Source organism: Streptomyces sp. NPDC015532 (genome assembly GCF_043078065.1).
In the GTDB taxonomy this organism is placed as follows: domain Bacteria; phylum Actinomycetota; class Actinomycetes; order Streptomycetales; family Streptomycetaceae; genus Streptomyces.
On record NZ_JBIBSY010000002.1, the window covers coordinates 1,027,166 to 1,053,139 of the forward strand.

The 25,974-nt window shown below is 71.5% G+C and carries 24 protein-coding genes and 1 pseudogene; 10 read left to right on the top strand and 15 right to left on the bottom strand.

Annotated features, from left to right (window positions below; genetic code table 11):
• Positions 1-89: 89 nt before the first annotated feature.
• Positions 90-863 carry a crotonase/enoyl-CoA hydratase family protein gene (locus ACF07B_RS11230; protein ID WP_392178703.1) on the top strand — a complete coding sequence of 258 codons (774 nt, stop codon included), beginning with the start codon at positions 90-92 and terminating at the stop codon, positions 861-863.
• A 49-nt stretch (positions 864-912) separates the two neighbouring features.
• On the opposite strand, the gene ACF07B_RS11235 is transcribed toward ACF07B_RS11230, so the two are convergent.
• A complete protein-coding gene (locus ACF07B_RS11235) occupies positions 913-1,800 on the bottom strand; it encodes a GntR family transcriptional regulator (protein WP_392178704.1) in 888 nt (295 codons plus the stop codon).
• Positions 1,801-2,099: 299 nt separating this feature from the next.
• Here ACF07B_RS11235 and ACF07B_RS11240 point away from each other — a divergent pair, with 299 nt between their 5' ends.
• Complete coding sequence (locus ACF07B_RS11240) at positions 2,100-3,533, top strand: cellulose binding domain-containing protein (protein ID WP_392178705.1); 1,434 nt, start codon at positions 2,100-2,102, stop codon at positions 3,531-3,533.
• An 86-nt stretch (positions 3,534-3,619) separates the two neighbouring features.
• Here ACF07B_RS11240 and ACF07B_RS11245 read toward each other — a convergent pair whose 3' ends face one another.
• The 4 genes from ACF07B_RS11245 to ACF07B_RS11260 form a co-directional block, all read right to left on the bottom strand.
• Positions 3,620-4,546, bottom strand: coding sequence for an SGNH/GDSL hydrolase family protein (locus tag ACF07B_RS11245; RefSeq protein ID WP_392178706.1), 927 nt, complete (start codon positions 4,544-4,546; stop codon positions 3,620-3,622).
• 270 nt (positions 4,547-4,816) lie between these two features.
• Positions 4,817-5,467, bottom strand: a complete 651-nt coding sequence (locus ACF07B_RS11250; protein WP_392178707.1) for an acetoacetate decarboxylase family protein — start codon at positions 5,465-5,467, stop codon at positions 4,817-4,819.
• Positions 5,464-7,176 carry a GMC oxidoreductase gene (locus ACF07B_RS11255; RefSeq protein WP_392178708.1) on the bottom strand — a complete coding sequence of 571 codons (1,713 nt, stop codon included), beginning with the start codon at positions 7,174-7,176 and terminating at the stop codon, positions 5,464-5,466. Before ACF07B_RS11255 ends, ACF07B_RS11250 begins: the two co-directional genes overlap by 4 nt.
• Entirely contained in the window at positions 7,176-7,826 is a 651-nt protein-coding gene (locus ACF07B_RS11260) for a TetR/AcrR family transcriptional regulator (protein WP_392178709.1), read from the bottom strand. Before ACF07B_RS11260 ends, ACF07B_RS11255 begins: the two co-directional genes overlap by 1 nt.
• 257 nt (positions 7,827-8,083) lie before the next feature.
• On the opposite strand from ACF07B_RS11260, the gene ACF07B_RS11265 reads away from it, so the two are divergent.
• From ACF07B_RS11265 to ACF07B_RS11285, 5 genes are all read left to right on the top strand, one after another.
• Complete coding sequence (locus tag ACF07B_RS11265; RefSeq protein WP_392178710.1) at positions 8,084-9,421, top strand: flavin-containing monooxygenase; 1,338 nt, start codon at positions 8,084-8,086, stop codon at positions 9,419-9,421.
• 190 nt (positions 9,422-9,611) lie between these two features.
• Complete coding sequence (locus ACF07B_RS11270) at positions 9,612-10,127, top strand: SigE family RNA polymerase sigma factor (protein WP_362396424.1); 516 nt, start codon at positions 9,612-9,614, stop codon at positions 10,125-10,127.
• 8 nt (positions 10,128-10,135) lie between these two features.
• Entirely contained in the window at positions 10,136-10,663 is a 528-nt protein-coding gene (locus tag ACF07B_RS11275) for a hypothetical protein (RefSeq protein ID WP_392178711.1), read from the top strand.
• Positions 10,664-10,968: 305 nt separating this feature from the next.
• Positions 10,969-12,195: a glycosyltransferase gene (locus tag ACF07B_RS11280; RefSeq protein ID WP_392178765.1), complete on the top strand. Its 1,227-nt coding sequence runs from the start codon at positions 10,969-10,971 to the stop codon at positions 12,193-12,195.
• A 266-nt stretch (positions 12,196-12,461) separates the two neighbouring features.
• Positions 12,462-13,643 (top strand): hypothetical protein, encoded by a 1,182-nt coding sequence (locus ACF07B_RS11285; protein ID WP_392178766.1) that lies wholly within the window; start codon positions 12,462-12,464, stop codon positions 13,641-13,643.
• A gap of 55 nt (positions 13,644-13,698) precedes the next feature.
• Here ACF07B_RS11285 and ACF07B_RS11290 read toward each other — a convergent pair whose 3' ends face one another.
• The 3 genes from ACF07B_RS11290 to ACF07B_RS11300 all read right to left on the bottom strand — a co-directional run bounded on the left by ACF07B_RS11290 (position 13,699) and on the right by ACF07B_RS11300 (position 16,175).
• Positions 13,699-14,016, bottom strand: a complete 318-nt coding sequence (locus tag ACF07B_RS11290; RefSeq protein ID WP_392178712.1) for an antibiotic biosynthesis monooxygenase family protein — start codon at positions 14,014-14,016, stop codon at positions 13,699-13,701.
• Between the two features lie 86 nt (positions 14,017-14,102).
• Positions 14,103-15,101: a type I glyceraldehyde-3-phosphate dehydrogenase gene (gene gap, locus ACF07B_RS11295; RefSeq protein WP_369486319.1), complete on the bottom strand. Its 999-nt coding sequence runs from the start codon at positions 15,099-15,101 to the stop codon at positions 14,103-14,105.
• Between the two features lie 117 nt (positions 15,102-15,218).
• Positions 15,219-16,175, bottom strand: a complete 957-nt coding sequence (locus ACF07B_RS11300) for a helix-turn-helix domain-containing protein (protein ID WP_362396439.1) — start codon at positions 16,173-16,175, stop codon at positions 15,219-15,221.
• 517 nt (positions 16,176-16,692) lie between these two features.
• On the opposite strand from ACF07B_RS11300, the gene ACF07B_RS11305 reads away from it, so the two are divergent.
• A complete protein-coding gene (locus tag ACF07B_RS11305; protein ID WP_392178713.1) occupies positions 16,693-17,862 on the top strand; it encodes an amidase domain-containing protein in 1,170 nt (389 codons plus the stop codon).
• Between the two features lie 118 nt (positions 17,863-17,980).
• Here ACF07B_RS11305 and ACF07B_RS11310 read toward each other — a convergent pair whose 3' ends face one another.
• Positions 17,981-18,346, bottom strand: coding sequence for a DoxX family protein (locus tag ACF07B_RS11310; protein WP_392178714.1), 366 nt, complete (start codon positions 18,344-18,346; stop codon positions 17,981-17,983).
• 107 nt (positions 18,347-18,453) lie between these two features.
• On the opposite strand from ACF07B_RS11310, the gene ACF07B_RS11315 reads away from it, so the two are divergent.
• Positions 18,454-18,831, top strand: a complete 378-nt coding sequence (locus ACF07B_RS11315; RefSeq protein WP_362396448.1) for a helix-turn-helix domain-containing protein — start codon at positions 18,454-18,456, stop codon at positions 18,829-18,831.
• Between the two features lie 33 nt (positions 18,832-18,864).
• Here ACF07B_RS11315 and ACF07B_RS11320 read toward each other — a convergent pair whose 3' ends face one another.
• A complete protein-coding gene (locus tag ACF07B_RS11320; RefSeq protein ID WP_392178715.1) occupies positions 18,865-20,271 on the bottom strand; it encodes an FG-GAP-like repeat-containing protein in 1,407 nt (468 codons plus the stop codon).
• 729 nt (positions 20,272-21,000) lie between these two features.
• On the opposite strand from ACF07B_RS11320, the gene ACF07B_RS11325 reads away from it, so the two are divergent.
• Entirely contained in the window at positions 21,001-21,795 is a 795-nt protein-coding gene (locus ACF07B_RS11325; RefSeq protein WP_369486324.1) for a BTAD domain-containing putative transcriptional regulator, read from the top strand.
• A gap of 11 nt (positions 21,796-21,806) precedes the next feature.
• On the opposite strand, the gene ACF07B_RS11330 is transcribed toward ACF07B_RS11325, so the two are convergent.
• The 5 genes and pseudogenes from ACF07B_RS11330 to ACF07B_RS11350 all read right to left on the bottom strand — a co-directional run.
• Complete coding sequence (locus ACF07B_RS11330; protein WP_392178716.1) at positions 21,807-22,613, bottom strand: sirohydrochlorin chelatase; 807 nt, start codon at positions 22,611-22,613, stop codon at positions 21,807-21,809.
• A 5-nt stretch (positions 22,614-22,618) separates the two neighbouring features.
• Positions 22,619-23,506 (bottom strand): ABC transporter permease, encoded by an 888-nt coding sequence (locus tag ACF07B_RS11335; RefSeq protein ID WP_392178717.1) that lies wholly within the window; start codon positions 23,504-23,506, stop codon positions 22,619-22,621.
• Complete coding sequence (locus ACF07B_RS11340; protein WP_362396460.1) at positions 23,493-24,287, bottom strand: ABC transporter ATP-binding protein; 795 nt, start codon at positions 24,285-24,287, stop codon at positions 23,493-23,495. The genes ACF07B_RS11335 and ACF07B_RS11340 overlap by 14 nt, the downstream gene beginning before the upstream one ends.
• Positions 24,288-24,303: 16 nt before the next feature.
• Complete coding sequence (locus tag ACF07B_RS11345) at positions 24,304-25,431, bottom strand: aliphatic sulfonate ABC transporter substrate-binding protein (protein WP_392178718.1); 1,128 nt, start codon at positions 25,429-25,431, stop codon at positions 24,304-24,306.
• Positions 25,432-25,446: 15 nt separating this feature from the next.
• Positions 25,447-25,974 (bottom strand): annotated as a pseudogene (locus tag ACF07B_RS11350) (hypothetical protein); the annotation flags it as partial.

Here is a 25,974-nt window from a genome sequence, read left to right on the forward strand (position 1 = left end):
GGTCCGCACACCGGCACGGCCCTCTCCTCCCGCGTTCCTCCCCTCCAGCATGTCCGCATGCCGTACGTCCCCCGACCAGGAGCCCTCCCATGGACAGCCGCGAGACCGTAGTGATGACGACCGAACCACGCCCGGGCGTCCTGCTCATCACCCTCAACAGACCCCACGTCCGCAATGCCGTCGACCAGGCGCTGGCCGACGCCCTGGACTCGGCGCTCACCCGCCTGGAGTCCGACCCGTCCCTGTCCGTCGGCATCCTCACCGGGGCGGGCGGCCACTTCTGTTCGGGAATGGATCTCAAGGCCTTTCCCACCGAAGGCGTCCCGGTCGTCGCCGACCGCGGACTCGGTGGACTGACCCGCGCCCGCGTCCGCAAGCCGCTCATCGCCGCCGTCGAGGGCGCGGCCGTCGCGGGCGGCTTCGAACTCGCCCTCGCCTGCGACCTCGTCACCGCGTCCGACACCGCGTTCTTCGCCCTGCCCGAGGTCGCCCGCGGACTCGTCGCTGCCGAAGGCGGAGCCGTCCGCCTGCCCGGCCGACTCCCGTACCACGTGGCGATGGAGATGCTGCTGACCGCGGCTCCTCTGCCCGCCCCGGACGCCGCCCGGTACGGACTCGTCAACCGGCTCACCGGCGAAGGCCTGGCCGTCGACGCGGCGCTCACCCTGGCCGATCGCGTCCAGGCCCACTCCCGCGAGGCCGTCCACATCACGAAGCGGATCGTCCAGGACACGCGCGGCCTCGACGATCACACCGCCTACACCGTCCAGGACCCGCTGAGCGCGCCGGTCTTCACCACCGGCGCCGCCACCGAGGGAGCCCAGGCGTTCACCGAGAAGCGCCCGCCGGCCTGGAGCCGGTGAGAGTGCCATCGAAGGCGCCCTGACGGGGGGCGGGCGGGACCGTGCGCCGTCACGTTGCCGGTCCGGCCCCGCCCCGTCGCCCGCCGTGCCCGAAGAGGTCGCCCGCCACCACGCCCCGGGTGGAGAAGGTGACGGGCTCGCCCGGCAGGAAGTCTCCCGGCGGGATCCCCGGGTGGTGTCCGTCGCGGGGTGACGGGTGCCCGGAGCGGGGGCCGAGGGCCAGCCGGGAGACGATGCGGTAGCGGTCACCCCGGTAGATCGAGTGGACGTACTCCACCGGCCGGCCCGAGGCGTCCGAGGTGAGGCGCTCGAACAGCAGGGCCGGGGACAGCTCCGGCACGTCGAGCAGGCCCGCCTCGTCGCGGGTCAGGACCGTGGGTTCGATCGACTGGACCGCCTCGCTGACCTGGATCCCGTGCCGTTCGCCGAGGTGCTCGTACAGGTCGCCGTTCTCCAGTTCGTCACTCGTCAGGTCGGGCACGAGGTCCGCGGGAACGTGCAGGTACTCGATGGCCATGGGTGAGCCGTCGACCAGGCGGAGCCGTGCCACGTAGCGGATGTCGGCAGCGGGAGAGACGCGCAGCCTGCGGCCCACCCGGGCGCCGGCGGACACCGTGCTGAACTCCAGGAGCCTGCTGGTCCACGTGCCCGCGGCCCGGGGCAGGCTGAACGTCCGCCGGTCCGGGACGAGTTCCTGCGTGATCTTCTCGGCGGCCACGAACATGCCCCGTCCGTGCTCGCGCACCAGGAGCCCGGCCAGAACGAGTTGATCCACGGCCGCCCGCAAGGTCGGCCGGGACACCCCGAGTTGTGCGCAGAGCGTGCGCTCGGAGGGGATGGCGTCGCCGGGACGGCGTTCCTCGATGAGTTCGAGGATCGTGTCCCGGACCCTTTCCCGCTTGAGTACGGCGCGGGAGGCGGCGGAATCGATCTCCATGCTGGACACCCTCGCTCGTCGTCGGTGCCGGACAACTGGTATGGCCCCTGACCCTAACTGGTCTGCCGAATCCGGGGAATTGCTTACGGCTCGCTTGACCCAACGGTGACGCACACCGCCCTCCACAGCCAACTGCCCTTGAAGACAAGGGGGTTGACGGACGCATTGGTCTATGCCACTTTTCAGGCGACGTCAACTGGTAAGGCCGATCGGCCAACTGGTCAAGCACGGCAAGTCTCCACGTGTTCCTGAGCACCCCCACTTCCCGCCCCCGCGGGAGCCCACCGGAAGGAACTCACATGAGCAACCGCCCTCCCACAGGCCGCCGCCGCGTGGCCCTCGCCCTGTCGGCCCTCCTGGGCGGCACCGCCCTGGTGGCCGTTCCGATGTCCGCCCCCGCCGCGGCGGCCGGAGGCCTCGCCGTCCAGTACCGCACCAGCGCGAGCGGTGCCACCGCCGACCAGAGCGAGCCCTGGTTCAAGGTGCGCAACACCGGCTCGGCGTCGGTGCAGTTGAGCCAGGTGAGGATCCGCTACTACTTCAAGGCGGACTCGGCGAGCGCCGGCTACCGCTTCGCCTGTTCCTGGGCCGTCAAGGGATGCGCGAACGTCACCGGCACGTTCGGCACGCTGGCTCACCCCACCGCGACCGCGGACAGGTACCTGGAGATCGGCTTCACCTCCACGGCCGGCGCGCTGGCACCGGGCGCCGACACCGGTGACATGCAGCTGCGCTTCTACCAGTCCAGCTGGCAGACCCTGAACCAGGCGGACGACTACTCGTTCAACGGGGCGCAGACCTCGTACGCGGACTGGAACAAGGTCACGGCCCAGCTCGCCGGAACCACCGTGTGGGGCACGGCGCCCGCGGGCAACGACCCCACGGATCCGACCGACCCCACCGATCCGACCGACCCGCCCGGCGGCGGCCAGGCGCTGTTCGACGACTTCACCTACGCGTCGTACACCGACCCCGCGATCTCCGCGCACGGCTGGAACGTCCGCTCGAACTCCGGCGGCCCCGGGGTTCCCGGCGCGACCTGGGACCCCTCCAAGGTGACGTTCCCCGTCGTGTCGGGCAACAAGGTGATGAACCTCCAGACGTCCACCTCGGGGACCGCCGAGTCCACCCGGCAGACCGAGGTCGTCTCCAGGAGCACGAAGTTCAAGAACGGCACCTACGCGGCGCGGGTGAGGTTCGCCGACGCTCCGGAGTCCGGCCCCGACGGCGATCACCTGGTGCAGACGTTCTTCACCATCAACGACCTCACGGCACCGATGGCCGACGACTACGCCGAGTACGACTTCGAGTACCTGCCCAACGGCGGCTGGGGCGAGCCGGGCAACATCCTCTACACGACCTCCTGGGAGACGTACAACCCCGATCCCTGGCAGGCCGTCAACCAGCACACCGAGGCGCGCCAGAGCTACGCCGGCTGGCACGACCTGGTCCTCACCATCGACAGCGGCAGCATCAAGTACTTCATCGACGGGCAGCTGTTCGGCACCCACGACGCCCAGTACCTGCCCGAGCGGCCGATGTCGATCAACTTCAACCAGTGGCTGATCGACCTCGCCGGGCAGACCGCGACCGGGGCCCGCGCGTACAACGAACAGGTCGACTACGTCCTGCACGTCAAGGACCAGGTCCTCACCCCGGCCCAGGTGGCCGCGAAGGTGGCCGCCTACCGCGGTGCCGGAACCGGGTTCGTGGACGAGGTGCCGGCTCCCTGACGCGGCCGGTCCGAAGGCCTGTCGGCGAGCGCACGGGCGCTCGCCGACAGGGACGTTCACACGGCGGGTGCGCCGGCCGGAACCGGTCAGCCGCGGTGGCCCGCTCCCCGGCCCAGCCCGGCCAGCACCGCGCGCGCCATGGCCTCCTGGCCCTTGGCGTTGGGGTGGGCCGGAGCCGCGGGCGCGGTCGGGCGCAGCGGCTCGATCCAGCGGTCGGCGGGCGCCTTGCACATGTCGTGGCCCACGGTGGGCCTGTAGGTGTCCACGTACTCGGCCCGGTTGAGGAAGGCCACGGTGCGGAGCATCAGGTTGAGCCGCTTGCCGGTGTCCCGCAGATAGGGGAAGTCCTTCGCGGCGAAGGGCACCGTCGGGTAGCAGCCGCTGCCGTCGTCGGGCAGGAGGTCGGGGTAGCCGACGACGACCACGCGGGCGTGCGGCGCCCTGGCGTGTATCTCGCGCAGTACCCGGGCGACCTTGGGAGCCGTCTGGAGGATGTTCACGGTGAGCTGGTCGTAGCCCGCGGCGCCGTAGTACTGCTGACAGGGGTTGCCCGCGAGATCCTTCGAACTGAGCCCGGCGCAGGTGGAGATGATCGGGCCGAACCCCATGTCGTTGCCGCCGATCTGGAGGGTCACCAGGTCGGTGCCGTGCTTCACCGCGTCGAGCTGGGGTCCGTTGGTCCCCTGCGCCTTCCACATCTCGTCGGTCTTCGCGCCGGAGCAGCTGACGTCCGTGAACGAGGCGACCTTGCGGGCGGCCGCGGTGATCGAGGGGTAGTTGTGGTCGGACCGCGCGCAGTTCGCGTCGATCTGCTGAGGGATCAGGGGCCCGGACGTGTACGAGTCGCCGAGCGCGACGTAGTCCACGCCGTGCGCCGAGTGCCCTTCGCCCGCTTCGGCGGGGGCCGCCGCCGCGACGCCCGCGACGAGCGCGCAGCTGCTCAGCGCCGCCCCGAGCGCCAGGGCGCCCCGTCGCCTGGGACCGGCGTTTTCCGGACGCGTGTGATCGTTCATCGTGCCCCTCCCCTGATGCCATGACAGCCTGCGAACGGGTACCGGCTTCCCGCGGCGCACGGGTTTCGCGGCGCCGTGGCAGGCCGGACGGCTCCTGCCCGGCAGACCCAACCTGGTCTGTATACCGGCCGGTAGGCCGCCGGAACAGGGGTTGATCGCCCTCCACTTGTCCAACTCTCGTCCCCCGCGCACCGGTTCGGTGTCCGTGGGTACGCTCGATGAGCACGGGGTGACGTTGGGCGACGGTGTGCGTGGGCCCGGTCCCCCGGCCTACGGCGTGGGCGCCTGCCGCGCGGACGCGCCGGGGGCGGCGTCGCCGAACCGGATGGTGAAGTCGTCCAGGGCCAGGCTGAACAGGGGTGGCCGACGGCCCAACTCCCCCAGTGGGCCGTCCTGTCGCACGGTCCAGCGGGCCCGTGCCGGCCGGACGGCGGAGCGCGAGCGGACGGAGCTGGTCTTCAAGGCGCCGCCGAGGGTCTGCGTGACGCGGTAGGTGAGGGGCCAGCGGCCCGGCATCCGGCGGCCGGGTTCGAAGGCCGCGGTCGCCAGGGCGCCCTGGTCCGTCGCCGCGCGGGCCCGGACACCGGTGGTCCGGTCGATGTCGAAGTCCGCCATCTCCTTGGGGATGCCCCACAGTTCCCTGCCGCCGGCCATCGAGGCGGCGCTGTCCACCCAGATGTCGGTGACGCAGACCCGCGGGCGGCGGCCGTCCCGTACGAGGACGGCCCGGAGCAGTTCGTTGTAGTGCAGGACGCTGTCGTTCTCGTAGACGACCCAGGCGGCGCCGACCGCACCGCGCCCGGCGATGGTGACCGGCCGGGTGCCGTCCGCCACCGGGGGCAGTTCGCGTGCCGGGACCAGCCACAGCGACAGATACATCCGGCCCGCCAGGTGCCAGGGTTCCTCGGGGTAGGGCGTCACGGGGTGTCCTTTCCGGTGGGAGGTTCCAGCAGCAGGGCCGCCGGTGCGCCCGCGGGCACGGCGGGGTGCCTCGGCAGTACCGGCCGCACCCGGCGGTATGGCAGACCGGGTTCGGGCCGGGGGTCCTCCTGCCCCTGGTTGGGCCACAGGGCGACGGCCCGCTCGGCCAGGGCGGTGATGGTGAGGGAGGGGTTCACACCGAGGTTCGCCGAGATCGTGGAGCCGTCGACGACGTGCAGGCCCGGATGTCCGTGCAGCCGGTGGTACGGGTCGACGACACCGGTCTCGGGGTTCTCCCCGACGGTGCATCCGCCGATGAGGTGTCCGGTGGTGGGGATGTCGAACAGATCGCCCCAGGTGCCGCAGGCCTGGCCGCCGATGCGCTCGGCCGCCGCGCGGGCCGCCCGGTGTCCGGCGGGTATCCAGGACGGGCTGGGGGTGCCCTCGCCGGGGCGGCTGGTCAGCCGCCTGCGCCCGGTGAGGGTGCGACGGAGGTACGTCGTCACGGAGTTGTCGAGCGACTGCATGACCAGCAGGACGACGGTCTGCTGGGACCAGCGGCGCGGGTTGTGCAGGCTGGGCAGGTCGCGCAGGTTGCGCGCCATCGCGACCAGTCCGGTGAGCAGCCGGGAGCGGCCGCGGACGGGGTCGACGAGCAGGGCGCCGAGCAGCCCGAGCAGATTGCTCCCGCGGCCGTAGCGGACGGCCTCGACGTGGGTGTTCTCGTCGAGGTGCACGGAGGAGGTGATGGCGACGCCGTGGCTGAAGTCCGCGGTCTTGTCCCTCGACCGGACGCCGAGGATGGCCTCGGAGTTGGTGCGGGTCAGCCGGCCGAGACGGGGCGAGACCCGCGGCAGGGAGCCGCCCTCCCGCAGCCGGTGCAGCAGCCGCTGGGTGCCGAGGGCGCCCGCCGCGAAGACGACGTGCCGGGCGGTCAGGGTGCGCTTGCGGCGCGGCGGGCCCGAGCCGGTGCGGACCGAGGTGACGGCCCAGCCCTCGCCGTGCGGGGTGACGTCGGTGACCGTGCGCAGGGCCAGCACCTCGGCGCCGGCGCGTTCGGCCAGGCCCAGATAGTTCTTGGGCAGGGTGTTCTTCGCGTTGTGCCGGCAGCCCGTCATGCACGCGCCGCAGTGCAGACAGGCGTTGCGGTCCGGCCCCGCGCCGCCGAAGTAGGGGTCCGCGATACGGGCGCCGGGTGCCGTGCCGGGCGGCCCGAAGTGCACGCCGACCGGCACGGCCCTGAAGGTGTCCGCGCGGCCGAGGTCGTCCGCGGTGTCCTTCAGGAGCCGGTCGGCGTCGGTGAACAGGGGGTTGGCGGTGACACCGAGCATGCGGCGGGCCTGGGCGTAGTAGGGCGCGAGTTCGCCGCGCCAGTCGGTGATGTCGGCCCACGGCGAGCCCTGGTAGAAGGCCGCGGGCGGCTCGTACAGCGTGTTGGCGTAGCCGAGGGAGCCGCCGCCGACGCCCGCGCCGGTGAGGACGAGGACGTCGCCGAGCAGGGTCATGCGCAGGATGCCCGTGCAGCCGAGGCGGGGGGCGAAGAGGTAGTCGCGCACACGCCAGGAGGTACGGGGGAAGTCGCCGTCGGCGAAGCGGCGTCCGGCCTCCAGGATCCCGACGCGGTACCCCTTCTCGGTGAGGCGCAGTGCGGTGACGCTGCCGCCGAATCCGGAGCCGATGACGAGGACGTCGTAGTCGGGTGTGTCCATCAGGGCCCCTTCGGTACGAAGTCGGCGAGGACCGGGCCGATCAGGCGGGCGATGTTCGCCCGGCGGACTTCCGGGTGTTCGCCCGTGAGGCGTACCGGTCCTTCGAGGCCCAGGGTGTGGGCGGCGAGCGCCAGGTGCGGCAGGAGAACGAGCAGCAGGGACAGCAGGGCGTCGATGTCGGCCCCCTTGCGCAGGTCGCCGGTCTCGACCGCCCTCTCGACCAGGGGGCGCAGACCGGCGAGGTACATGTCCTGCACCGGAGCGCGCACGGCGTTTCGGACGGCGGGGTCGAGCTCCATGTTGGTGGCCGCGGTGACCCCGCGTTCCAGCGGGTGGGCGGCGAAGTAGTCGAACCACGCCTCCAGGGCGTCGGTGAGATGGCGGGAGAACTCCGTGGAGCCGTCGTATCCGTCGAGCCAGGGCCGCATGGCGGCGTAGACGCGCAGGGAGGTCTGCTCGGCCACGTAGGCGAACAGGTCGAGCTTGCCCTCGAAGTACTGGAAGAGCGAGCCCTTGGCCACGCCGGCCTCGCGGGCGATGACGTTGAGGCTTCCGGTGGAGTAGCCGTGGGTGCCGAACTCGTCCATCGCGGCGACCAGGACCCGTTCGCGCCGCGCCGGTGACAGTCGGGTCCAGGTGGAAGTGGGCATGCGTGCTCCTGCGGATGACCGGGCGGTCATGTGACCGCCCGGTCATCGTCGGCGCGATGGACGCGCCCTGTCAACGAGTCCGGCGGAAAACGGAGCCGACGGGCAACAGTCCCGGCGTCCGACTCCGTTGGGCCGTCACCTTGCCGAACGCCCTCTCATGTCACAGTCATTGACACGGCGGGCCGGCGAACCGCAGCCTGTGACCGCCCGGTCATGTGACCGGGTGGTCACCGGCGTGGGTTCGGAGAGGGGCGGGCATGGAACGGGTCTGTGTGATCGGGGCGGGCTCGTCCGGGATCGCCGCCTGCCAGGTGCTGGCGGAGCGCGGAATCGCGTACGACTGCTACGAGACCGGCTCGGAGGTCGGCGGCAACTGGCGCTACCTGAACGACAACGGGATGTCGTCCGCCTACCGCTCGCTGCACATCAACACCTCGCGCCAGATCATGGAGTACGCGAGCTTCCCCATGCCGGAGGACTGTCCGGTCTATCCCAGCCACTTCCACATCGCCCGGTACTTCGACAGCTTCGTGGACCACTTCGGGCTGCGGGCGTCGATCGCGTTCCGCACCGAGGTGGTCCGCGCCGAACCCCTGCCCGGCGGAAAGTGGGGTGTCACGACCCGCCGTCTGGACTCGGGCGAGACCGCCGAACGGGTCTACGACGCCGTCCTGGTCGCCAACGGCCATCACTGGAAGGCCCGTTGGCCCCGGCCGTCCCTTCCGGGAGCCGAGGAGTTCACCGGCTCGCAGACGCACTCGCACGACTACCGGACACCGGAGACCTTCGCCGACAAGCGCGTTCTCGTCCTCGGCATCGGCAACTCGGCCTGCGACATCGCGGTGGAGACCTCACGGGTGTCCCGGCGCACGGTCCTCGCCATGCGCCGCGGCGCGCACATCCTGCCCAAGTACCTGTTCGGCGTGCCCACCGACCATCTCACCGGCTCCTGGCTGTCACGGGCCCCGCTGTCCCTTCAGGAACTGGGCCTGCGGCTTCTGCTGCGGCTCAGCCGGGGCCGGCTGAAGGACTACGGGCTGCCGACCCCCCGGCACAGGGTGCTGGGCGCCCATCCGACCATCTCCGACGACCTGCTCTCGCGCCTCGGCCACGGCGACCTCACCGTGAGACCCGCTCCCGTGCGACTGGAGGGCGACCGGGTCACGTTCGAGGACGGAAGCCAGGAGGTGATCGACGCGATCGTCTACTGCACGGGCTACGACATCGCGTTCCCGTTCCTCGGGGACGAGGTGATCGATCCGTCCGGCAACGACATCGAGCTCTACCACCGGGTGGTCGCCCCGGACCGTCCCGGCCTCTACTTCATCGGGCTGGTCCAGCCCCTCGGCGCGATCATGCCGCTCGCGGAGGCGCAGGCGCACTGGGTGGCCGATCTCCTTCAGGGCCGCTGCGCCCTGCCCGGACCCGAGCGGATGCGCCAGGAGGCCGGCGCCTACCGCGCGAGGCTGGCGCACCGCTACGTCACCTCGACCCGGCACACCATCCAGGTGGACGCCCAGGCCTACCTCCGGGAGCTGCGGACGGAACGGCGCAGGGGTGCCGCCCGGGTCCGTCGGCGAACCACCGGCCGCTGAGAGCGCCCCGGGCGAAGCAGCCCACGCCCCGGCCCGACGGGGCATGGCCGACGGCCGGTGAGTCCGGCGCGCCCGCACACGACGCCGGCTCCCCCCGCGTGATCCAGATCACGTGGCATCTGTGCATAGTGAGGCGCCTGCCGACGTCTTTCCTCAGGTGTACGAGCCGGCAAGTGCGGGGACGGTGCGGATGGAACAGGCAAGAGCCGAAGGGACCGACGGCTTCGACGGATTCGTCGCGGCCCGTTGGTCGGCGTTGTTCCACCTCGCGCGCCTGCTCTGCGCCGGCGACCGGCACCGCGCCGAGGATCTGCTCCAGGAGGCCCTGGTCAAACTCTGGTTCGCCTGGCCGAAGGTGGCCGACGAGGCGCCCGAGGCGTACGTACGCAAGATCCTGGCCCGCGCCGCCGCGCGCTCCGCACGGCGGCGGTGGTGGGGCGAACGCCCCGTGGAGGCGCTGCCGGACATCGCGCACACCGGCGACGAGTCCGCGGCCGTGGTGGAGCGCTCGCGCCTCGAAGCGGCCCTGGCCCAACTACCGCCCCGGCAAAGGGCGGCCGTGGTGCTGCGCTACTACCAGGACCTGCCCGAGAAACAGGTCGCGGAGGTCCTGGGCTGCCCGCTGGGCACCGCCCGTTCCCACGCGTCACGCGGTGTGGCGCGACTGCGCCAGATCCTGGCGGATGTCATCGAGCCGGTGGGGTGAAGAGAAGAATGGACCGATTCGAGCGGGAGTTGGCGCGGATGATGCGCGACTCCCAGGAACACACCCCCTTCGAACCCGCACAGCAGAACAGCCTCCGGGAGGGCGTCCGCGTCCGCCGCCGGATCCGCGCGGCACAGAAGGCGGCGAGCTGCGTCCTGGCCGCCGCCGGGATCAGCCTCGGCCTGTTCCTGCTGCCGCACGCCCCGGACCGCGACCGCCCCCTGGGCCCCGTGCCACGACCCACCTCCACCCCGACCTCCCCGTACGTCACCCCGTCACCGACCCCGTCGCCGAGCGGGACGGCCGGCGAGTCGGCCACCGGGACGCCCGAGAACACCACCGGGACCTCCGGTCCTCCCGAAACGCCCACCACGACCGAGAGTGCGACCTCGGTCGCCTCCGACCCCGGCGACACGGCCACCGCCACGACCCGTGCGCCCGCCACCGAACCGGCGACGCCGAGCCGGACCCCGGCGTCCTCGCCGCCCCCGTCGTACCTCGAACCCTCGTCGTCGGCCGAGACGAACACCGGATAGGCCCGGCACCGGTTCCGCCGGCGCCGTCCCCGGCCGCACAGATCCCCCGTCCGCACCCCGCCGACACGGTTCGGCCGAGAGCGCTTCCGGCCTGCCTCACGACAGCGCACAGAACAGGACACACCATGACGAAGGTATTGCCGTCCGCCCCTACGGGCCTCCAGAGCTCGGCGGATCCCGAAGGCCGCGAGAACGTGGGGAACTTCGGGGACCACGACAGCGGGCCGCCCTGGGAACGACGGCCGGGCGAACGAAGGCCCGCGGACGGGCCTCCCCTGGACCGCAGGCCCGCCGACCGCGCGCTCGTGGACCGCCTGCCCGTCCGGCTCCCCCTGCCGGCCGGCCACACCGAACCCGTTCTCGACGTGGTCGTGCCCGTGTTCAACGAGGAGACCGACCTGGAACCGAGCGTGCGCCGCCTGCACGCCCATCTGCGCGAGACGTTCCCGTACCCGTTCCGCATCACCGTCGCCGACAACGCGAGCACCGACGCCACCCCGCGGATAGCCGCCCGGCTGGCCGCCGACCTGCCCGAGGCGACGTGGATACGACTCGACGAGAAAGGACGCGGCCGGGCTCTGCGCGTCGCGTGGTCGGGCTCGAACGCGCCGGTGCTCGCCTATCTGGACGTCGACCTGTCCACCGAGCTGAACGCGCTCCTGCCCCTCGTCGCCCCGCTGATATCCGGGCACTCCGACATCGCCATCGGCACCCGGCTGGCCCGCGGTTCCCGGGTGACCCGCGGACCCCGGCGCGAGATCATCTCCCGTTGCTACAACGCCCTGTTGCGCTCCGCCCTCGCCGTCGGCTTCTCCGACGCCCAGTGCGGCTTCAAGGCCGTCCGCCGCGACGTCGCCGAGCGTCTGCTGCCGCTGGTGGAGGACTCGGGCTGGTTCTTCGACACCGAGCTGCTGGTGATCGCCGAGCGCGCCGGGCTGCGTATCCACGAGGTACCCGTCGACTGGGTGGACGACCCCGACAGCCGGGTCGATCTCATCTCCACCGCCGTCGCGGACCTGCGGGGCATCGCGAGGATCGGCCGTGCGCTGGCCCGTGGCACGCTGCCCATGGCGCGGCTCGGGCGCGCCTCCGAGAGCGCGCCGCGGACCTCCCTGACGGCTCAGCTGCTGCGGTTCGGCGCGGTGGGCGTGGTCAGCACGGTCATGTACGTCCTCCTGTACGCGGCTCTGCGCCCGGTGACGGGCCCTCAGGCCGCCAACGCCTGGGCGCTGCTGGTCTGCGCCGTGGCCAACACGGCCGCCAACCGCCGGCTCACCTTCGGGCTGCACGGCCGGGGCGGAGCACTGCGCCACCAGGCCAGGGGACTGGCCGTCTTCGGCCTCGGACTCGCGCTCACCAGCGGCTCACTGACCGCGCTGCACCGCTGGACGCACACACCGGGACGCTCCACCGAGATCGTGGTCCTCGTCACCGCCAACCTGGCGGCGACACTGCTGCGGTTCCTGCTCCTGCGGACCTGGGTGTTCGCCACCGCCGCCCAGGGTGACGGCACGCGAAAAGGGTCCCGATGAACGGGTCCGGACTCACGGCCACCTCGGCACCCCGGGGCGACAGGCCCCGGAACGCCGTCCGCTGGCCCACGATCACACGGCCGGACGACACGAACCCGGACAGCACGAACCCGGGCACGACGAACCCGGACAGCACGAACCCGGGCACGACGAACCCGGGCACCACGAACCGGCGCGGTACCGGCCCGGACGGCGGCCCCGCCCCGCGGCGGCGGCTGTACCGGGCGGCGAAGCGGCACGGCCCGGTCCTCGCCCTGTACGGCACGATGAAGCTCGTCGGCTTCTGCGTCTTCATGTACCTGCTCGACTCCTCCGGCGACTTCCGCCGGAAGAACCCCCGCTTCGGGGGCGGCGCCCACACCTGGGACGTCCTGGCCACCTGGGACGGCTGGTGGTACCAGCAGATCGCCGCGCACGGCTACCACCCCGCCCTCGTACCGGTGCGCGGTGCCACCGGCCTGATCACCCTCGAAGGCAACTCCGCCGCGTTCTTCCCCCTGTACCCGGCCCTGATGCGCCTCGTCTCCTCCTGCACCGGGCTCGGTCTGCTCGGCGCGGGTTTGGTGGTCTCCATCGCCGCCTCGTTCGTGGCCGCCCTGGCCATCTACGCCGTGACCGCCCACGTCAGCGGCCGGCGCGCCGGGCTGGCCGCCGCCGGACTGTGGGCCGTGTGGCCCGGCTCCGGTGTCGAGTGGTCCGGATACTCGGAGTCCCTCTACGTCGCCCTCGCCGCCTGGGCCTGCTACGCCGTCATGCGCCGCAACTGGCTCACCGCGGGCCTGCTGACCTGCGCCGCGGGCCTCACCCGGCCGACGGCCACCGCACTGATCGCCGCACTCGCGCTCGTCGCGCTCGTGGACCTGGTCCGGCACCGGCGCGCGCTGCGCCGCCAGGGGGACCGCCCCGCCCCACACTGGGCACGGCACCGGGGCGCGGTCCTGCGCCCGGTGGCGGCCGTCCTGATCGCCCCCATCGGCCTGGCCGGCTACCTCGGCTGGGTGGGGCACCAAATGGGCGACTACGGCGGCTACTTCACGCTGCAGGACGGGGCCTGGGCGCACTCGTTCGACTACGGCCGGCACACCGTCAAGGTGCTCTCGTCCCTCATGGTCGGCCACTACGACTACCTGTACGCCTTCCCCCACGAAGACGTCATCGCCGCCGGCACCGTCCTGATGGCCCTGATCATCCTGCCGCTGCTGTTCCGGCTGCGCCCACCGCTCGTGCTGACCGTCAGCACCCTGCTGACCATGGCGCTCGTCCTGGGAAGCCAGCAGATCTTCGGCAACGTGTCCCGCTACCTGCTCCCGGCCTTCCCGCTCCTCATCCCCTGCGCCACCGCCATGCGCCGGCTCAGCACTCCGGTCCTGTGCGCGGTCCTCACGATCGCGGCACTCGCCTCGGGCTCCTACGCCGGGTACGTCCTGTTCGAGGTCGGCATCCCCTGACGGAACGCGCCCCGCACCGGAACGTCGGTGCGGGGCGCGTTCGCCGTGGCGGGTGTCAGGCGTTCTTGGGCGCCGCCTGCTGCACGACCTCGAACGACCAGACCGAGGATCCGCTCGCGGCGGGCTTCGGGCGGTCGCCGCCGCCCTGGTGGGCCGCCTTCATGGGGCCCTCCATCCACGCCTGGAACGACGCCTCGTCACGCCAGCGCGTGTACACCAGGTAATCCTCGGTGCCCTCGACGGGGCGGAGAAGCTCGAACCACTCGAAGCCGTCGGCGCTCTCCACGGCACCGGCGCGGGAGGCGAAGCGCTTTTCGAGGGTTTCCCGCTGTTCGACGGGGACGGTCAGGACGTTGATCTTGACTACGCTCATGCCCCCATCCTGCCGCACCACGGTCGGCGCACGGTTCAGGGGCCGCCCGGTGCCCCGATCGGACGGCCCCTCGACCCGGCTCCGGCTCAGCGGGCCGTGAGAAGCCCGAGCGTGTCGATGACGCGGTTGGAGAAGCCCCACTCGTTGTCGTACCAGGCGACCACCTTGATGTGGCGGCCGTCGACGCGGGTGAGGGCCGAGTCGAAGATCGACGAGGCCGGGTTGCCCGTGATGTCGGACGAGACGAGCGCGTCCTCCGAGTATTCGAGGACACCGGCGAGCGGGCCCTCGGCCGCGGCGCGGTACGCCGCGAGGACCTCGTCGCGCGTCACGTCGCGGGCCACGGTGGTGTTGAGCTCGACGATCGAGCCCACCGGCACCGGCACCCGGATCGAGTCGCCCGACAGCTTGCCTTCGAGGTTCGGCAGCACCAGGCCGATGGCCTTGGCGGCACCGGTCGTGGTCGGCACGATGTTGACGGCGGCGGCACGGGCCCGGCGGGCGTCGCGGTGCGGGCCGTCCTGAAGGTTCTGCTCCTGGGTGTACGCGTGCACCGTCGTCATGAAGCCGTGCTCGATGCCGGCGAGGTCGTCGAGCACGGCGGCCAGCGGAGCGAGCGCGTTGGTCGTGCACGACGCGTTCGAGACGATCGTGTGCAGGGCCGGGTCATAGGCGTCGTTGTTGACACCGAACGCGAGCGTCACGTCGGCGCCCTCCGCCGGCGCGCTGACGAGCACCTTCCTCGCACCGGCGTCGAGGTGCGCCCCGGCCGCCTTGGCCGAGGTGAAACGACCGGTGGCCTCCAGTACGACGTCGACCGCGAGCTCGGCCCAGGGCAGCTGCCCCGGTTCACGCTCGGCCAACACCTTGATGCGCTTGCCGTCCACGACCAGGGTGTCCCCGTCGACGGTCACCGGGCGGCCGAGCCGGCCGGACGTCGAGTCGTAGGCGAGCAGCCGCGCGAGGGTGGCGGGCTCCGTCAGATCGTTCACCGCGACGACTTCCAGGTCCGTGTCGCGTTCGAGCAGTGCGCGCAGAACGTTGCGTCCGATGCGGCCAAATCCATTGATGGCGATACGAGTCATGAGTGGTGTCCCTTCGGCTCCCTTCAAGGTTCGCGCGCCGTGCGGGGCACTGACAGCGGCGAGATCGCCATGGTCCGCAAGGATCGCGCCAACCCTCCGCGGACGGTCCGCGGCGGACTATTCGCCCTGGGTGAAGGTGCGCCGGTACTCACTCGGGGAGGTGCCGAGGATCCGGTGGAAGTGCAGGCGCAGATTGGCGCCGGTGCCCAGGCCCACGCCCGCGGCGATCTGTTCGACACTCCATTGCGAGCGCTCCAGGAGTTCGCGGGCCATGTCGATGCGGGCACGCATGACCCATTGCATCGGCGTGTATCCGGTGTCCTGCGCGAAGCGCCGCGAGAAGGTGCGCGGCGAGACGGCCGCGTGCTCCGCGAGGGTCTCCAGGGAGAGGGGCTCACCGAGCCGGTGCAGCGCCCATTCGCGGGTGGCGGCAAACCGTTCGCCCAGCGGTTCGGGGACGCTGCGCGGGACGTACTGTGCCTGGCCGCCGCTGCGGTAGGGGGCCGCGACCAGACGGCGGGCCGCGTGGTTCGACGCGGCCACTCCGAGGTCGCCGCGCAGGATGTGGAGGCACAGGTCGATCCCGGAGGCGGCGCCGGCCGACGTGAGGACACTGCCCTCGTCGACGAACAGGACGTTCTCGTCGACGTTGATGAGCGGGTGTTTCGCCGCGAGCGCCCGCGTGTAGTGCCAGTGCGTCGTGGCCCGCCTGCCGTCGAGCAGTCCGGTGGCGGCGAGTGCGAACGCGCCCGTCGAGATGGCCGCGAGCCGGGCGCCCCGCTCATGGGCCCCGATCAGCGCGTCGACGACGGCGGGTGGCGGGTCCTCGCGGTCCGGTGACCGGTAGCCGGGGACGAAGACGAGTTCGGCCCACGCGAGTTGTTCGAGGCCGTGGGCGACGTGGTACGACAGGCCGTCGCCGCCGGTCACGAGGCCGGGTTCCGCGCCGCACACCCTCACCTCGTACGGCATGCTCGCCCGGGTGGTGAACACCTGCGCGGCAATACCGACATCGAGTGGTTTGGCACCCTCGAGCACGAGAACGGCGACGCGATGCAAGGGGGATGCCGGCACGGTGAAAAGGGTACGTGAGCCGGCGGTTCCCGCCCGCTCGACGTGCTCGCCCGGTTCGTTCACGCGGGCCGTTCAGGCGGTTCGTTCACGCGGGCCGTTCGCGCCTTCCGTCACGCAGGCCGTTGTACGGGCCTGTGCACGCGGTTCGGTCACGCGAGCCGTTGTGCGGGCCGTTCACGCGGTTCGGACACGCGAGCCGTTCGCGCGGTTCGGTCTCGTGGGCCGTTGCGTCGGGATCGCTCGCGCGCGGGCCCCTCCAGTACGCCTTCTCACACCCGTATGTGACGCCCCACCACCACAACCGGCGTAAGTCCGTCGCCACGGTCCCGCAGTCCCGTGGGCGGCCGACGGCCGTCGGCAGGACCGGTGGGCCGCCGGGATTGCCCGCGCGAGCGCGGAGCTGCGGCTTTCCGTCTCGGCGGCTCGATATCGCTTCGGCAACCCCCTTCACAGGAGACACACACGCCGTGCGAGGATGCGGCTCCGGTAGCGAATACCGGTGTAGAGGGGATCCCCATTGAAATCAAGGAAACTGAGCCGTAAGCGGCAACGCGCAACCATAGTCACGGCGGCGGCCGCCTCGGTCGTCGCCGGCGCAGCCCTGCTGCCCAACTGGTCCGCGGGCGCGGCGAGTGTCGCCGACCCCAAGGTGGACGCCGCCACCAAGGCGACGTTCCAGCGCCTGGCGGACGCGGTCTTCACCGACCGCACGGACGCCCTGGTGGGCGACGACGGAACGAAGCAGAAGACGTCGCGGTTCTCCGGCGAGGTCCGTCTGTCCTCGGCCCAGTCGCGTGCCGAGAAGTCCGCGCTGACGAAGCTGGAGAGCCGCAAGGCCCGTCTGGCGGAGCTCGGCGAGAAGTACCGTTCGGCCAACACCACGGTGTCGCTGGACCGTACGCGGGTGAAGGGCCGTCACGCCACGGTCGACGTCACCGAGACGACGACGCTGGCCTACGACAAGGCCACGGGCACCGAGCCGAAGACCACCGGCTTCGAGGCGCACCACACGCTGACGTTCAAGGCCGACCGCGAAGGCGACTGGCAGCTCACGGGCGTCCGTGACACGGACGACGGGGTCGCGGTCAACCAGGTCGAGGCCACGACGTTCGTCGCCACGCCCATGACCGGTGACAGCACGCCGCCCTCGGCGACCCGTGCCGCCATCACGCAGCCGGCGCCGGCCAAGCCGAAGAACTTCTCGGCCACCGGCTACGACTACAAGGCCATGGCCGCGTACGCCGCGAAGTACTGGAAGAACTACAACTCGGCGTACCCGGACTTCAACGGGGAGGGCGCCGGCGGGGACTGCACGAACTTCGTCAGCCAGTCCCTGAAGGCGGGCGGCTGGAAGCACGTTCCCGGTTACGTGTACGACTTCCACAAGTGGTTCGGCAACGCCGACATCCAGTCGGACTCGTTCGTCGGCGTCAACGAGTTCTCGTGGTTCGCCCTGTCCTCGAAGCGGGTCACCAGCCTCGCGAACGTCTATCAGGCCGACGTCGGTGACGTCGTCCAGATGGACTTCAACAAGGACGGGTCCAAGGACCACACGATGATCGTCACGTACCGCAGCCCGCAGGGTGTGCCGTACCTGTCGTACCACTCCACCAACACCTACAACCGGTCGTTGGCGAGCATCATCGCGTCGTACCCGAACGCCGCGTACTACGCCTACCGCACCTGAGCGGTCGCGTTCCTGGGGCGGGAGCCGGCACCACGTGCCGGGCTCCCGCCCTTTGCGTTCGGCGGGTGTCGCCCACGGCGGACCTGTCCGGTCAGGTCCACGGCCAGGTCCGGTCCGGTCAGAGCCAGGTGGTCCCCAGCCAGACGGCCGCCGCCGCGGCGGCCAGCAGGACGATGTTGAGTCCGATCAGCCGTGCCTCGCCGCGCGAGAGGTGGACGGATATCCCGCCGACCTGGATCAGGACGAGACCGGTGGCGGCGGCGACGGCGAGCCCGGGCGCGATCCCGGTGAGCGGCGGCAGGATCAGCCCTGCCGCGCCGAGGACCTCCAGCGTCCCGATGAGCCTGACCACCGGCATGGGAATGCGGTCGACCCATCCCATCATGGGCCGCAACCGCTGCTGGCTCCGCACCGTCTTGATGCCTCCGGCATAGAGGTAGAAGGCCGCCAGCAGCCCTGCGACGATCCAGTAGGCGACATTCATGACGGCTCCTCGCACAATGGTTACCAGGCGTAAGTTGCCCCATGATGAGTCACCGTCGGGGGGCCCGCAAAAGGCACATGGATGTGCGCTACCCACAGGGAGCTGTCGTGTCGCAGTACGAGCACACCTGCATGATCCGCGGGGACGGCGGCCGGACGATCCGCACCGTCCTCGACCGGATCTGCGACAAGTGGACGCTGCTGATCGTGACGACCCTCGATCAGGGCCGGCTGCGCTTCACGGATCTGCAGCGGCAGATTCCCGGCATCTCGCAGCGGATGCTGACGCTGACCCTGCGCAACCTCGAGCGCGACGGCCTGGTGTCGAGGACGGTGTACGCGGAGGTCCCGCCCCGCGTCGAGTACGCGCTGACCCCCACCGGAGAGAGCCTCATCCCGCCGGCCCTCGCGCTGGCCGGCTGGGCGATCGAGCACATCGGCGAGATCGAGGCCAGCAGGGCCGCTTACGGGGACGCGGCGGGGTGACGCCGGTGGGGGCCAGAAGGTCGCGGGCCGCGATCAGCGCTGGAAGGCGGCCCCCAGCTGTGCGCCGCTCTCGGGCGCGGCGAGCGTGCGCGGTCCGTAACTCACCGAGCCGGTCGCGGTGATGCCCGAGGCGGTGCCCGCGAAGACCCAGACGCCCCCGGAACCGCTGTTCTCCTTGGGCGCCGACACGACCACGTGGCCGCCGACGACGGCGGTGCGGCCGCCGAACGCGTCGCCGTTCTCCGCCGTGCCGGGCACCCCGGCGGTGTTCTGGCTGAAGACCTGGACCGCGCTGCCCGAGAGGCCTGTCCGGCTCCCGCGCAGGACGGCGAAGGTGCCGGCGTCGGTCCGCCCGGCGTGGTCCTCGCCGGGCAGCCCGGCGACGACGTCGGCGTAGCCGTCACCGGTGACGTCGCCGACGGAGACGTCGGTGCCGAACCGGTCGCCGCTCTCGCCCGTGCCGGGGACGCCGGGAGTGTCCTGGCCGATCAGGGTGGCCCGCGCCGCGAATCCGTCCGCCGTGCCCCGTACGACACCGACGAGCCCGCCGCCGGCGGCCGTGCTGCGGCCGAAGACGACGTCCTGGCGTCCGTCGTTGTCGACGTCCCCGAGGGCGATGCTGTCCGCGGACACGGTGTCGGCGGCGGCGATGAGCGGGCCCGCCACGAGACCGTCCCTGGTACCCCGCAGCAGTTGCAGACGGGGCGGCGGGAGCGCTCCTCCGTCGTCGGAGTCCCACGATCCGCTGCTGACGACGAGGTCGGTCCTGCCGTCGCCGTCCACGTCGCCCGCCGCCATCGCGTAGACACGGACGTCCAGGTCCACGAGGGGGCCGGTGCGGGCCGGGACGCCGGTACGGCTGATGGGCCCGTACCGCGTCTCGTACGCCGTCGCGAGGTCCAGGTGGCCGTCCCCGTCGAAGTCACCGGCCCGGGTCGCCGCCCGGCCCTCGCCGACGACGGCGGCGGCGATGAGTCCGCCCACGCTGCCCCACAGCACGGTCCGCCGTCCGACGTCACGGGCGCTGCCGACGTCCTCGCCGGGAGATCCGACGACGAGGTCGGTGTAACCGTCACCGTCCAGGTCCGCCGCGGTGAGGTCGCTGCCGAAGCGGTCGCCGGTCTCCGCCGTACCGGGGATTCCGTAGCGGTTCTGGCTGATCACCTGGCGCTTGACACCGTCGGGGCCGTTGCCCATGCCGTAGATGACGGTGAAGTATCCCGCGCCGGCCCGTCCGTTGACGGTGCCGCCGGGGGCGCCGATCGCCACGTCGGGGTATCCGTCACCGTCGAAGTCGGCCCGCACCGACCCCGGTACGGCGGCGGCGGGGGCGCCCGAGGAGGCGTTCTGGGGGGAGGCCACGACGGGGGCGGCGCCCGTGGCGGACAGGACGACGGCGGCCGCTGCGGCCACCGGCAGGCGGAGCTTTCGCGAGGACAAGGCATACCCCTTAAGGACGGTGATCGCGCGACGGGCGTCGCGACGCCCGGTGCCCCACAAGACCCGCACGCGAGGCGAATGGTTGTACGCCATCGCTTCACCTGGGATTCACCGTGCCGCGACCGTCCGGAGGCTCACGCCGCCGCGGCGGCGGGCACGGAAGCGCCCGGCGGGCTCCCCGGGACGCGTGGCATGCCCGGTGTCCCGCCCCGGACAACGAGCGGCGCGCTCCCGTGCACAGCCCACGCATCCTGACGCGGGATTACTCGCCCATTCAACGACTTGGCACTGTTCACCATTCTGTCGGCCCTCTCCCGCGCCGGGACGCCGGGCCCCGGGAAGAAGAACCCTGCGGCTTCAATACGCGTGGGAACGCGCCGACCCTCACAATCGGAGGGCGCCGGGTGCCATAACTCGCCAAGTTCTCCTGCTCCGTTGACGTGCCAAACAGTGGCTAAATATCATCGTTCAGAAGTTCGGTTAGAGGTCGATTGATCTGCAAGTCTCGCAATCCGGGTCGATCCGGCCCCTTTCCGTGACAATCGAACGTCACTGCTCAAACGGGGGAATCGTGGTATCAGTGATCGAGGCTGCCGGAATTCATCCGGCACATTCAATTTCGGGAGAATTCCCGGAAGACAAACACAGGTATGTCCGTCCATTGATCTGCGGGCAGGTCGCAGGCAGCAGCTTTTTCGCGGCGAGGGGCATTCCGTGTTGTTTTTCTCCGTGCTAGGACACGTCGAAGTACGGGCCCGTGACCGGGTGTTCCAGCTCGCCGGCGCCATGCAGCAGCTGTTGCTCGCGGCGCTTCTCGTCTCCAGAGGAGAACTCGTCACCGTCGACTCACTCATTCTCGAACTGTGGGGCGGCGAACCGCCGTCCAAAGTGCAGAACGCGCTCCAGGCACAGGTGAGCCGGGTCCGCAGGAGTCTGGCGCTGCTCGAACCCGAACGGCCCGGATCACGGGTGATCACGACGCCCTCGGGCTATCTGTTCTCGGTCACCAGGCAGGAACTCGACGCGCATGTCTTCATGGACACCGTCGACCGTGTCCGCCGCACCGCCGCGGACGGTACGCAGGCCGACCCGGCCCACGACATCCGTGAACTGCGCAGGGCACTGTCCTTCTGGAGCGGCCCGGTGTTCGGCGGTCTTCGCGTCGGACCGCTGTGCCAGGCCGTCGCGGCCCGGTACGTGGAGGCCAGGAACGCCGCACTCACCCTGCTCTTCGAGCTGGAGCTGAGGACCGGCCCGCCCGACCGCATCCTTCCGGAACTCGCGGAGGCCTACGAGCAGAACCCCACGAACGAGAAGCTCTGCATGCTCCTCATGGGGGCGCTCTACCGCTGCGGGCGCCAGCGCGACGCGCTCGACGTCTACCGGAAGTGCCGGCGGACCCTGGTCGACGACCTGGGAGTCGAACCCACGCCCACGCTGCGCCGGTACGAGAAGGCCATCCTCACTCACGACCCCGAGCTGCTCCGCGAACCCGTGGGACACGGCGGCCGGATGGGGATGTGAGCCACGCCGCGTCACGGCAAGGTCACCGTGACGCGCAGACGTGAACAGGCCTGATCGAAACGGTGGAGCACGAGGTCCGCCACCTCGGGGGCATCACCGAGAACCGGCGCGACGACGTCCGCCCGTGCGGCACCCCGCACGATGCGGTCGGCCAGGAATCCGGGGGCGAGGACGTACGAGGCGACGGCCACCCGGGCACAGCCCGAGGCGCGCAGCCGGCGAACGGCCCAGGCCGTACCGGACACGGCCGGACGGGCACCGCCACCGGCCGGCGCCTCATCGGGGGGCAAGGAGGCGAACGCGGGCCGCACGGCGCACCAGCCGGTGTGCCGCCACTCCCGCGCGATGTCCGCGATCACCGCGTTCGCCTCCGGATCGGAGGTTCCCGCCGAGGCCAGGACGACCCCGGTCGAGGACAGGTCGCCGGGCACCAGCCCGGCCTCGTACAGCCGGCGTTCCAGGGCCCGCGACAGCAGCGGCGCGGGTCCGAGGACGCCGGCGCGCTCGATCCGCAGCTCCGGCGGCGCCTGGCGCAGCAGCGCCGGGATGTCCGCCCTGGCGTGGATGGCACGGCTCAGCAGCAGGGGTACGGCGACGACCTCACGAACCTCCTCCGGCCCCCGTGCCCCCCCGCGCCGTACGTCCGCCGCCAGCTCCGCCAGTACCCCGGGCACCGAGGGGGCGGTGAAGTCCAGGAACCCGATCTCCACCCGCAGTCGCGGCCGCCGTGCGCGCACCCGTCGTACCAGGGCACGCAGGGTCCGGGCGTGCCGGGGATCGCGACTGCCGTGCGCCACGGCGAGCAGCACCGGTGGCATCGGTGTCACCCCGCCCGCTCGGCCAGGCCGCGGCTGCGCAGGACGCGCCGCTCCAGCGGGGAGAAGACCAGCACGTCGATGCCGATGCCGACGAGCAGGATGAGAATGATCGTGGCCAGCACTCCCGGCATGTCGCTGTAGGTGCGGAAGTTCTCCAGCAACTGGCCGAGCCCGGTGCCGAGATCGGGTGAGCTGGCGATGAGTTCGGCCGCCATCAAGGAGCGCCAGGCGAACGCCCAGCCCTGTTTGAGTCCGGCGAGGAAGCCGGGGAGCGCGGCGGGCAGCAGCACGTGCCGGACCGAGGCCAGCCCGGTGGCACCGACGACCCGGCCCGCGCGCAGGTACAGCGGCGGGGTCTGATCGACGCCCGCGACCAGGCCGTTGGCGATGGAGGGCACCGCGCCGAGCAGGACGACCGCGTACACGGTCGTGTCGGTGAGCCCGAACCAGATCATCGCGGCCGGCACCCAGGCCACCGACGGCAGCGACTGGAGCCCGGACAGGATCGGCCCGATCGCCGCCCGGACGGCTCTGATCCGCGCGACCGCCAGACCCAGTGGCGTCCCGATGACGATCGACAGGCAGAAGCCGAACGCGCCGCGGGAGACGCTGGTCCACACATAGCCGAGAAGGGTGCCCTCCAGCCACATCCGCCGGATGGACCGGGCCACGTCGAGTGGTCCGGGCAGGACGTGATCGGGCTTCAGGTCCAGGGCCGCGGCGAGCTGCCAGGCGCCGACGATCAGAACGACGGTGCACAGCGGCGGCAGCACCGTGGCCAGGACGCGGCGCGCGAAGGACGTCCGGGCCGCGGCGGCCGGCCTCTCCAGCGCGTCGAGTCCGGCTTCGAGCCCGGCCAGATCGCTCGTGTCCTCGGTGTCACTGCCTGCCATGGCGGCGGATCTCCCCTCGCAGTTCCTCGGTGATCTCCACGGAGAGTTCGGCGACGGCGGCGTCCTCGATGCGGCGCGGCTGCGGGATGTCCACGGTCCATTCGCGGGCGATGCGCCCGGGACGGGAGGTGAGCAGGACCACGCGCTGGGCGAGCCGCACGGCCTCGCGGACGTTGTGGGTGACGAAGAGGACGGACAGTCCCGTCTCCGCCCAGACGCGGGTCAGTTCGTCGTGCAGCACGTCCCGGGTGATCGCGTCCAGTGCCGCGAACGGCTCGTCCATGAGCAGCAGGCGGCTGTCCTGGGCGAGCGCCCGGGCGAGCGCCACGCGCTGGCGCATGCCGCCGGACAGTTCGTGCACCCGCTTGCCGTACGCGCCCTTCAGCCGGACGAGTTCGAGCAGCCGCTCCGCCTCGGGGCGGCGCTCCGCCCTGGTCATCCCGCGCATGCGCAGGGCCAGTTCGATGTTCTTGCCCGCGGTCAGCCAGGGAAACAGGGCGTGTTCCTGGAACATCAGGGCCGGGCGGCCGCCGGGCACGTCGATCGTCCCGAGGGTCGGCTCGTCGAGCCCCGCGACGAGGTTGAGGAGCGTCGACTTGCCGCACCCGGAGGCGCCGAGCAGGGTGACGAACTCGCCGGTCGCCACGTCGAGGGTGATGTCGTCGAGCACGGGGCGGTCCGCCGGACGGCCGAACGACTTCGAGACGCGGTCGAGCCGCGCGGCGGGCGGCGTCGCGTCCCGGGCGGATTCGGGGGTCCGTCGGACGAGGTGGGTGGCCATGACTGTCGCCTTCCGGTCAGTCGGCGCCGAGGCCGGCGTCGTCGACCGCGGGCCGTCCCGCGGCTTGGAGGACCTTGTTGAGAGGCCGGAGGTCGTAGATGCGGTCGAGCAGCGGGTCCTGGAGCAGACCGGCAGCGACCGCGTGGGCCGCCTCGTCGCGCAGGGTCGCGGCGAGCGGATCATCGAGGACCTGGACGTGGGCGAAGGCCATGTCCAGGACCTTCGGCGGCAGTCGGGTTCCGGAGTCGGCCCGCAGTTTCCGGTCGACGGAGGCCTTCGCCTGCCGGGGATGGGCGTTGATCCAGGCGTTCGTCCGTACGGAGCCGCGCAGCAGGGCCTCGACGACATCCGGGTGCTTCTTCAGGAACCGCTGGGACACGATCATGTTCGTGATGACGAACCGCCCGTCCTTCCAGAGCTTCTTCTCGTCCACCAGGACCTTGCCGCCGGCCGCGACCAGCCGGGCCGCCGTGGGCTCGGGCACCCAGGCCCCGTCGAGATCACCGCGCTCGAAGAGGGTGGGGATCTCCTTGTTGTCGACGCGCTGGACCTTCACGTCGCCCCGCCCGCTCCTGGCGTCGACCTTGTAGCCCTGTCGCGCGAGGTAGTCGAGGAGGGCGACGTCCTGGGTGTTGCCGAGCTGCGGCGAGGCGATCGTCCGGCCCTTCAGCGCGGCCGGGGAACCGATCTTCCCCGGATTCACCACCAGGGAGACACCGCCCGAGGCGGAGCCCGAGATGATGCGCAGGTTGGTCCCGTCGGACTTCGTGTAGCCGTTGATCGACGGCGAGGGGCCGATCCAGCCGATGTCGATCGCGCCCCCGTTCAGCGCCTCGATCTCGGCCGGGCCGGCGTTGAACGCCTGTGTCCGGATCTTCGTCCCGCCCAGCTCCTTCTGGAAGAAGCCCTCTTGCAGGCCGACCAGTGCCGTGGCGTGGGTGATGTTGGGGAAGTATCCGATCCGGACCTGGTCCACTCCGCCGGTCTTCGCTCCGGTGGCGAGGACGGCCGGCCGGCCCATGTCCTTGGCCTGGGAGCCGTATCCGCAGCCCGTGGCGCCGAGCAAGGAGAGCACGGACAGTACGGAGAACGCGACGACCGGGTGACGTCGTCCGGCGGAGCGCGGGGCGAGAGGGGCTGGCACGGCGATTCCCTTTCCTCACAGTCCGGTTGAGCTCGTCGGAGGGCGGTGCGGTGGTGTCGTGGTCCCCGGCCCCGCCATGCCTGCGGTGAGGGTGGTGCCGTCGGCGGGGTCGATGAGGATGAACGCGCCGGTGCGGCGGGAGTCGGCGTAGGAGTCCAGGGGGAGGGGTTCGGCGGTGCGGATCTTGACGCGGCCGATGTCGTTGGCGACCAGCCGGCCCGGGTGCGGGTGCAGTGAGAGATCGTCCAGGGTGAGCCGGGAGGGGATGTCCTTGACGATCGCCTTGACCGTGCGGGTGCCGTGCTTGAGGAGCACCCGGTGGCCGACGGTGAGCGGTTCGTCGGCGACGTGGCAGACGGTCGCCTCGACGTCCTGCGTGGTCGGCGGCGCGTCCTTGCTGGGCACGAGGAGGTCACCGCGGGAGATGTCGATGTCGTCGGCGAGCAGGAGGGTCACCGACTGCGGCGTCCAGGCGATGTCGACGCTCTTGCCCAGCAGGTCGATCCCGGCGACCGTGGTGCTGCGCCCGGAGGGCAGCACGGT

What these genes read in the sequence shown, in the direction of transcription:
- ACF07B_RS11230 (WP_392178703.1), top strand. Translation starts at nt 90, where the DNA reads ATGGACAGCCGCGAGACCGTAGTGATGACGACCGAACCACGCCCGGGC.
- ACF07B_RS11235 (WP_392178704.1), bottom strand. Translation starts at nt 1,800, where the DNA reads ATGGAGATCGATTCCGCCGCCTCCCGCGCCGTACTCAAGCGGGAAAGG.
- ACF07B_RS11240 (WP_392178705.1), top strand. Translation starts at nt 2,100, where the DNA reads ATGAGCAACCGCCCTCCCACAGGCCGCCGCCGCGTGGCCCTCGCCCTG.
- ACF07B_RS11245 (WP_392178706.1), bottom strand. Translation starts at nt 4,546, where the DNA reads ATGAACGATCACACGCGTCCGGAAAACGCCGGTCCCAGGCGACGGGGC.
- ACF07B_RS11255 (WP_392178708.1), bottom strand. Translation starts at nt 7,176, where the DNA reads ATGGACACACCCGACTACGACGTCCTCGTCATCGGCTCCGGATTCGGC.
- ACF07B_RS11260 (WP_392178709.1), bottom strand. Translation starts at nt 7,826, where the DNA reads ATGCCCACTTCCACCTGGACCCGACTGTCACCGGCGCGGCGCGAACGG.
- ACF07B_RS11265 (WP_392178710.1), top strand. Translation starts at nt 8,084, where the DNA reads ATGGAACGGGTCTGTGTGATCGGGGCGGGCTCGTCCGGGATCGCCGCC.
- ACF07B_RS11270 (WP_362396424.1), top strand. Translation starts at nt 9,612, where the DNA reads ATGGAACAGGCAAGAGCCGAAGGGACCGACGGCTTCGACGGATTCGTC.
- ACF07B_RS11275 (WP_392178711.1), top strand. Translation starts at nt 10,136, where the DNA reads ATGGACCGATTCGAGCGGGAGTTGGCGCGGATGATGCGCGACTCCCAG.
- ACF07B_RS11285 (WP_392178766.1), top strand. Translation starts at nt 12,462, where the DNA reads ATGAAGCTCGTCGGCTTCTGCGTCTTCATGTACCTGCTCGACTCCTCC.
- ACF07B_RS11290 (WP_392178712.1), bottom strand. Translation starts at nt 14,016, where the DNA reads ATGAGCGTAGTCAAGATCAACGTCCTGACCGTCCCCGTCGAACAGCGG.
- gap (WP_369486319.1), bottom strand. Translation starts at nt 15,101, where the DNA reads ATGACTCGTATCGCCATCAATGGATTTGGCCGCATCGGACGCAACGTT.
- ACF07B_RS11310 (WP_392178714.1), bottom strand. Translation starts at nt 18,346, where the DNA reads ATGAATGTCGCCTACTGGATCGTCGCAGGGCTGCTGGCGGCCTTCTAC.
- ACF07B_RS11330 (WP_392178716.1), bottom strand. Translation starts at nt 22,613, where the DNA reads ATGCCACCGGTGCTGCTCGCCGTGGCGCACGGCAGTCGCGATCCCCGG.
- ACF07B_RS11335 (WP_392178717.1), bottom strand. Translation starts at nt 23,506, where the DNA reads ATGGCAGGCAGTGACACCGAGGACACGAGCGATCTGGCCGGGCTCGAA.
- ACF07B_RS11340 (WP_362396460.1), bottom strand. Translation starts at nt 24,287, where the DNA reads ATGGCCACCCACCTCGTCCGACGGACCCCCGAATCCGCCCGGGACGCG.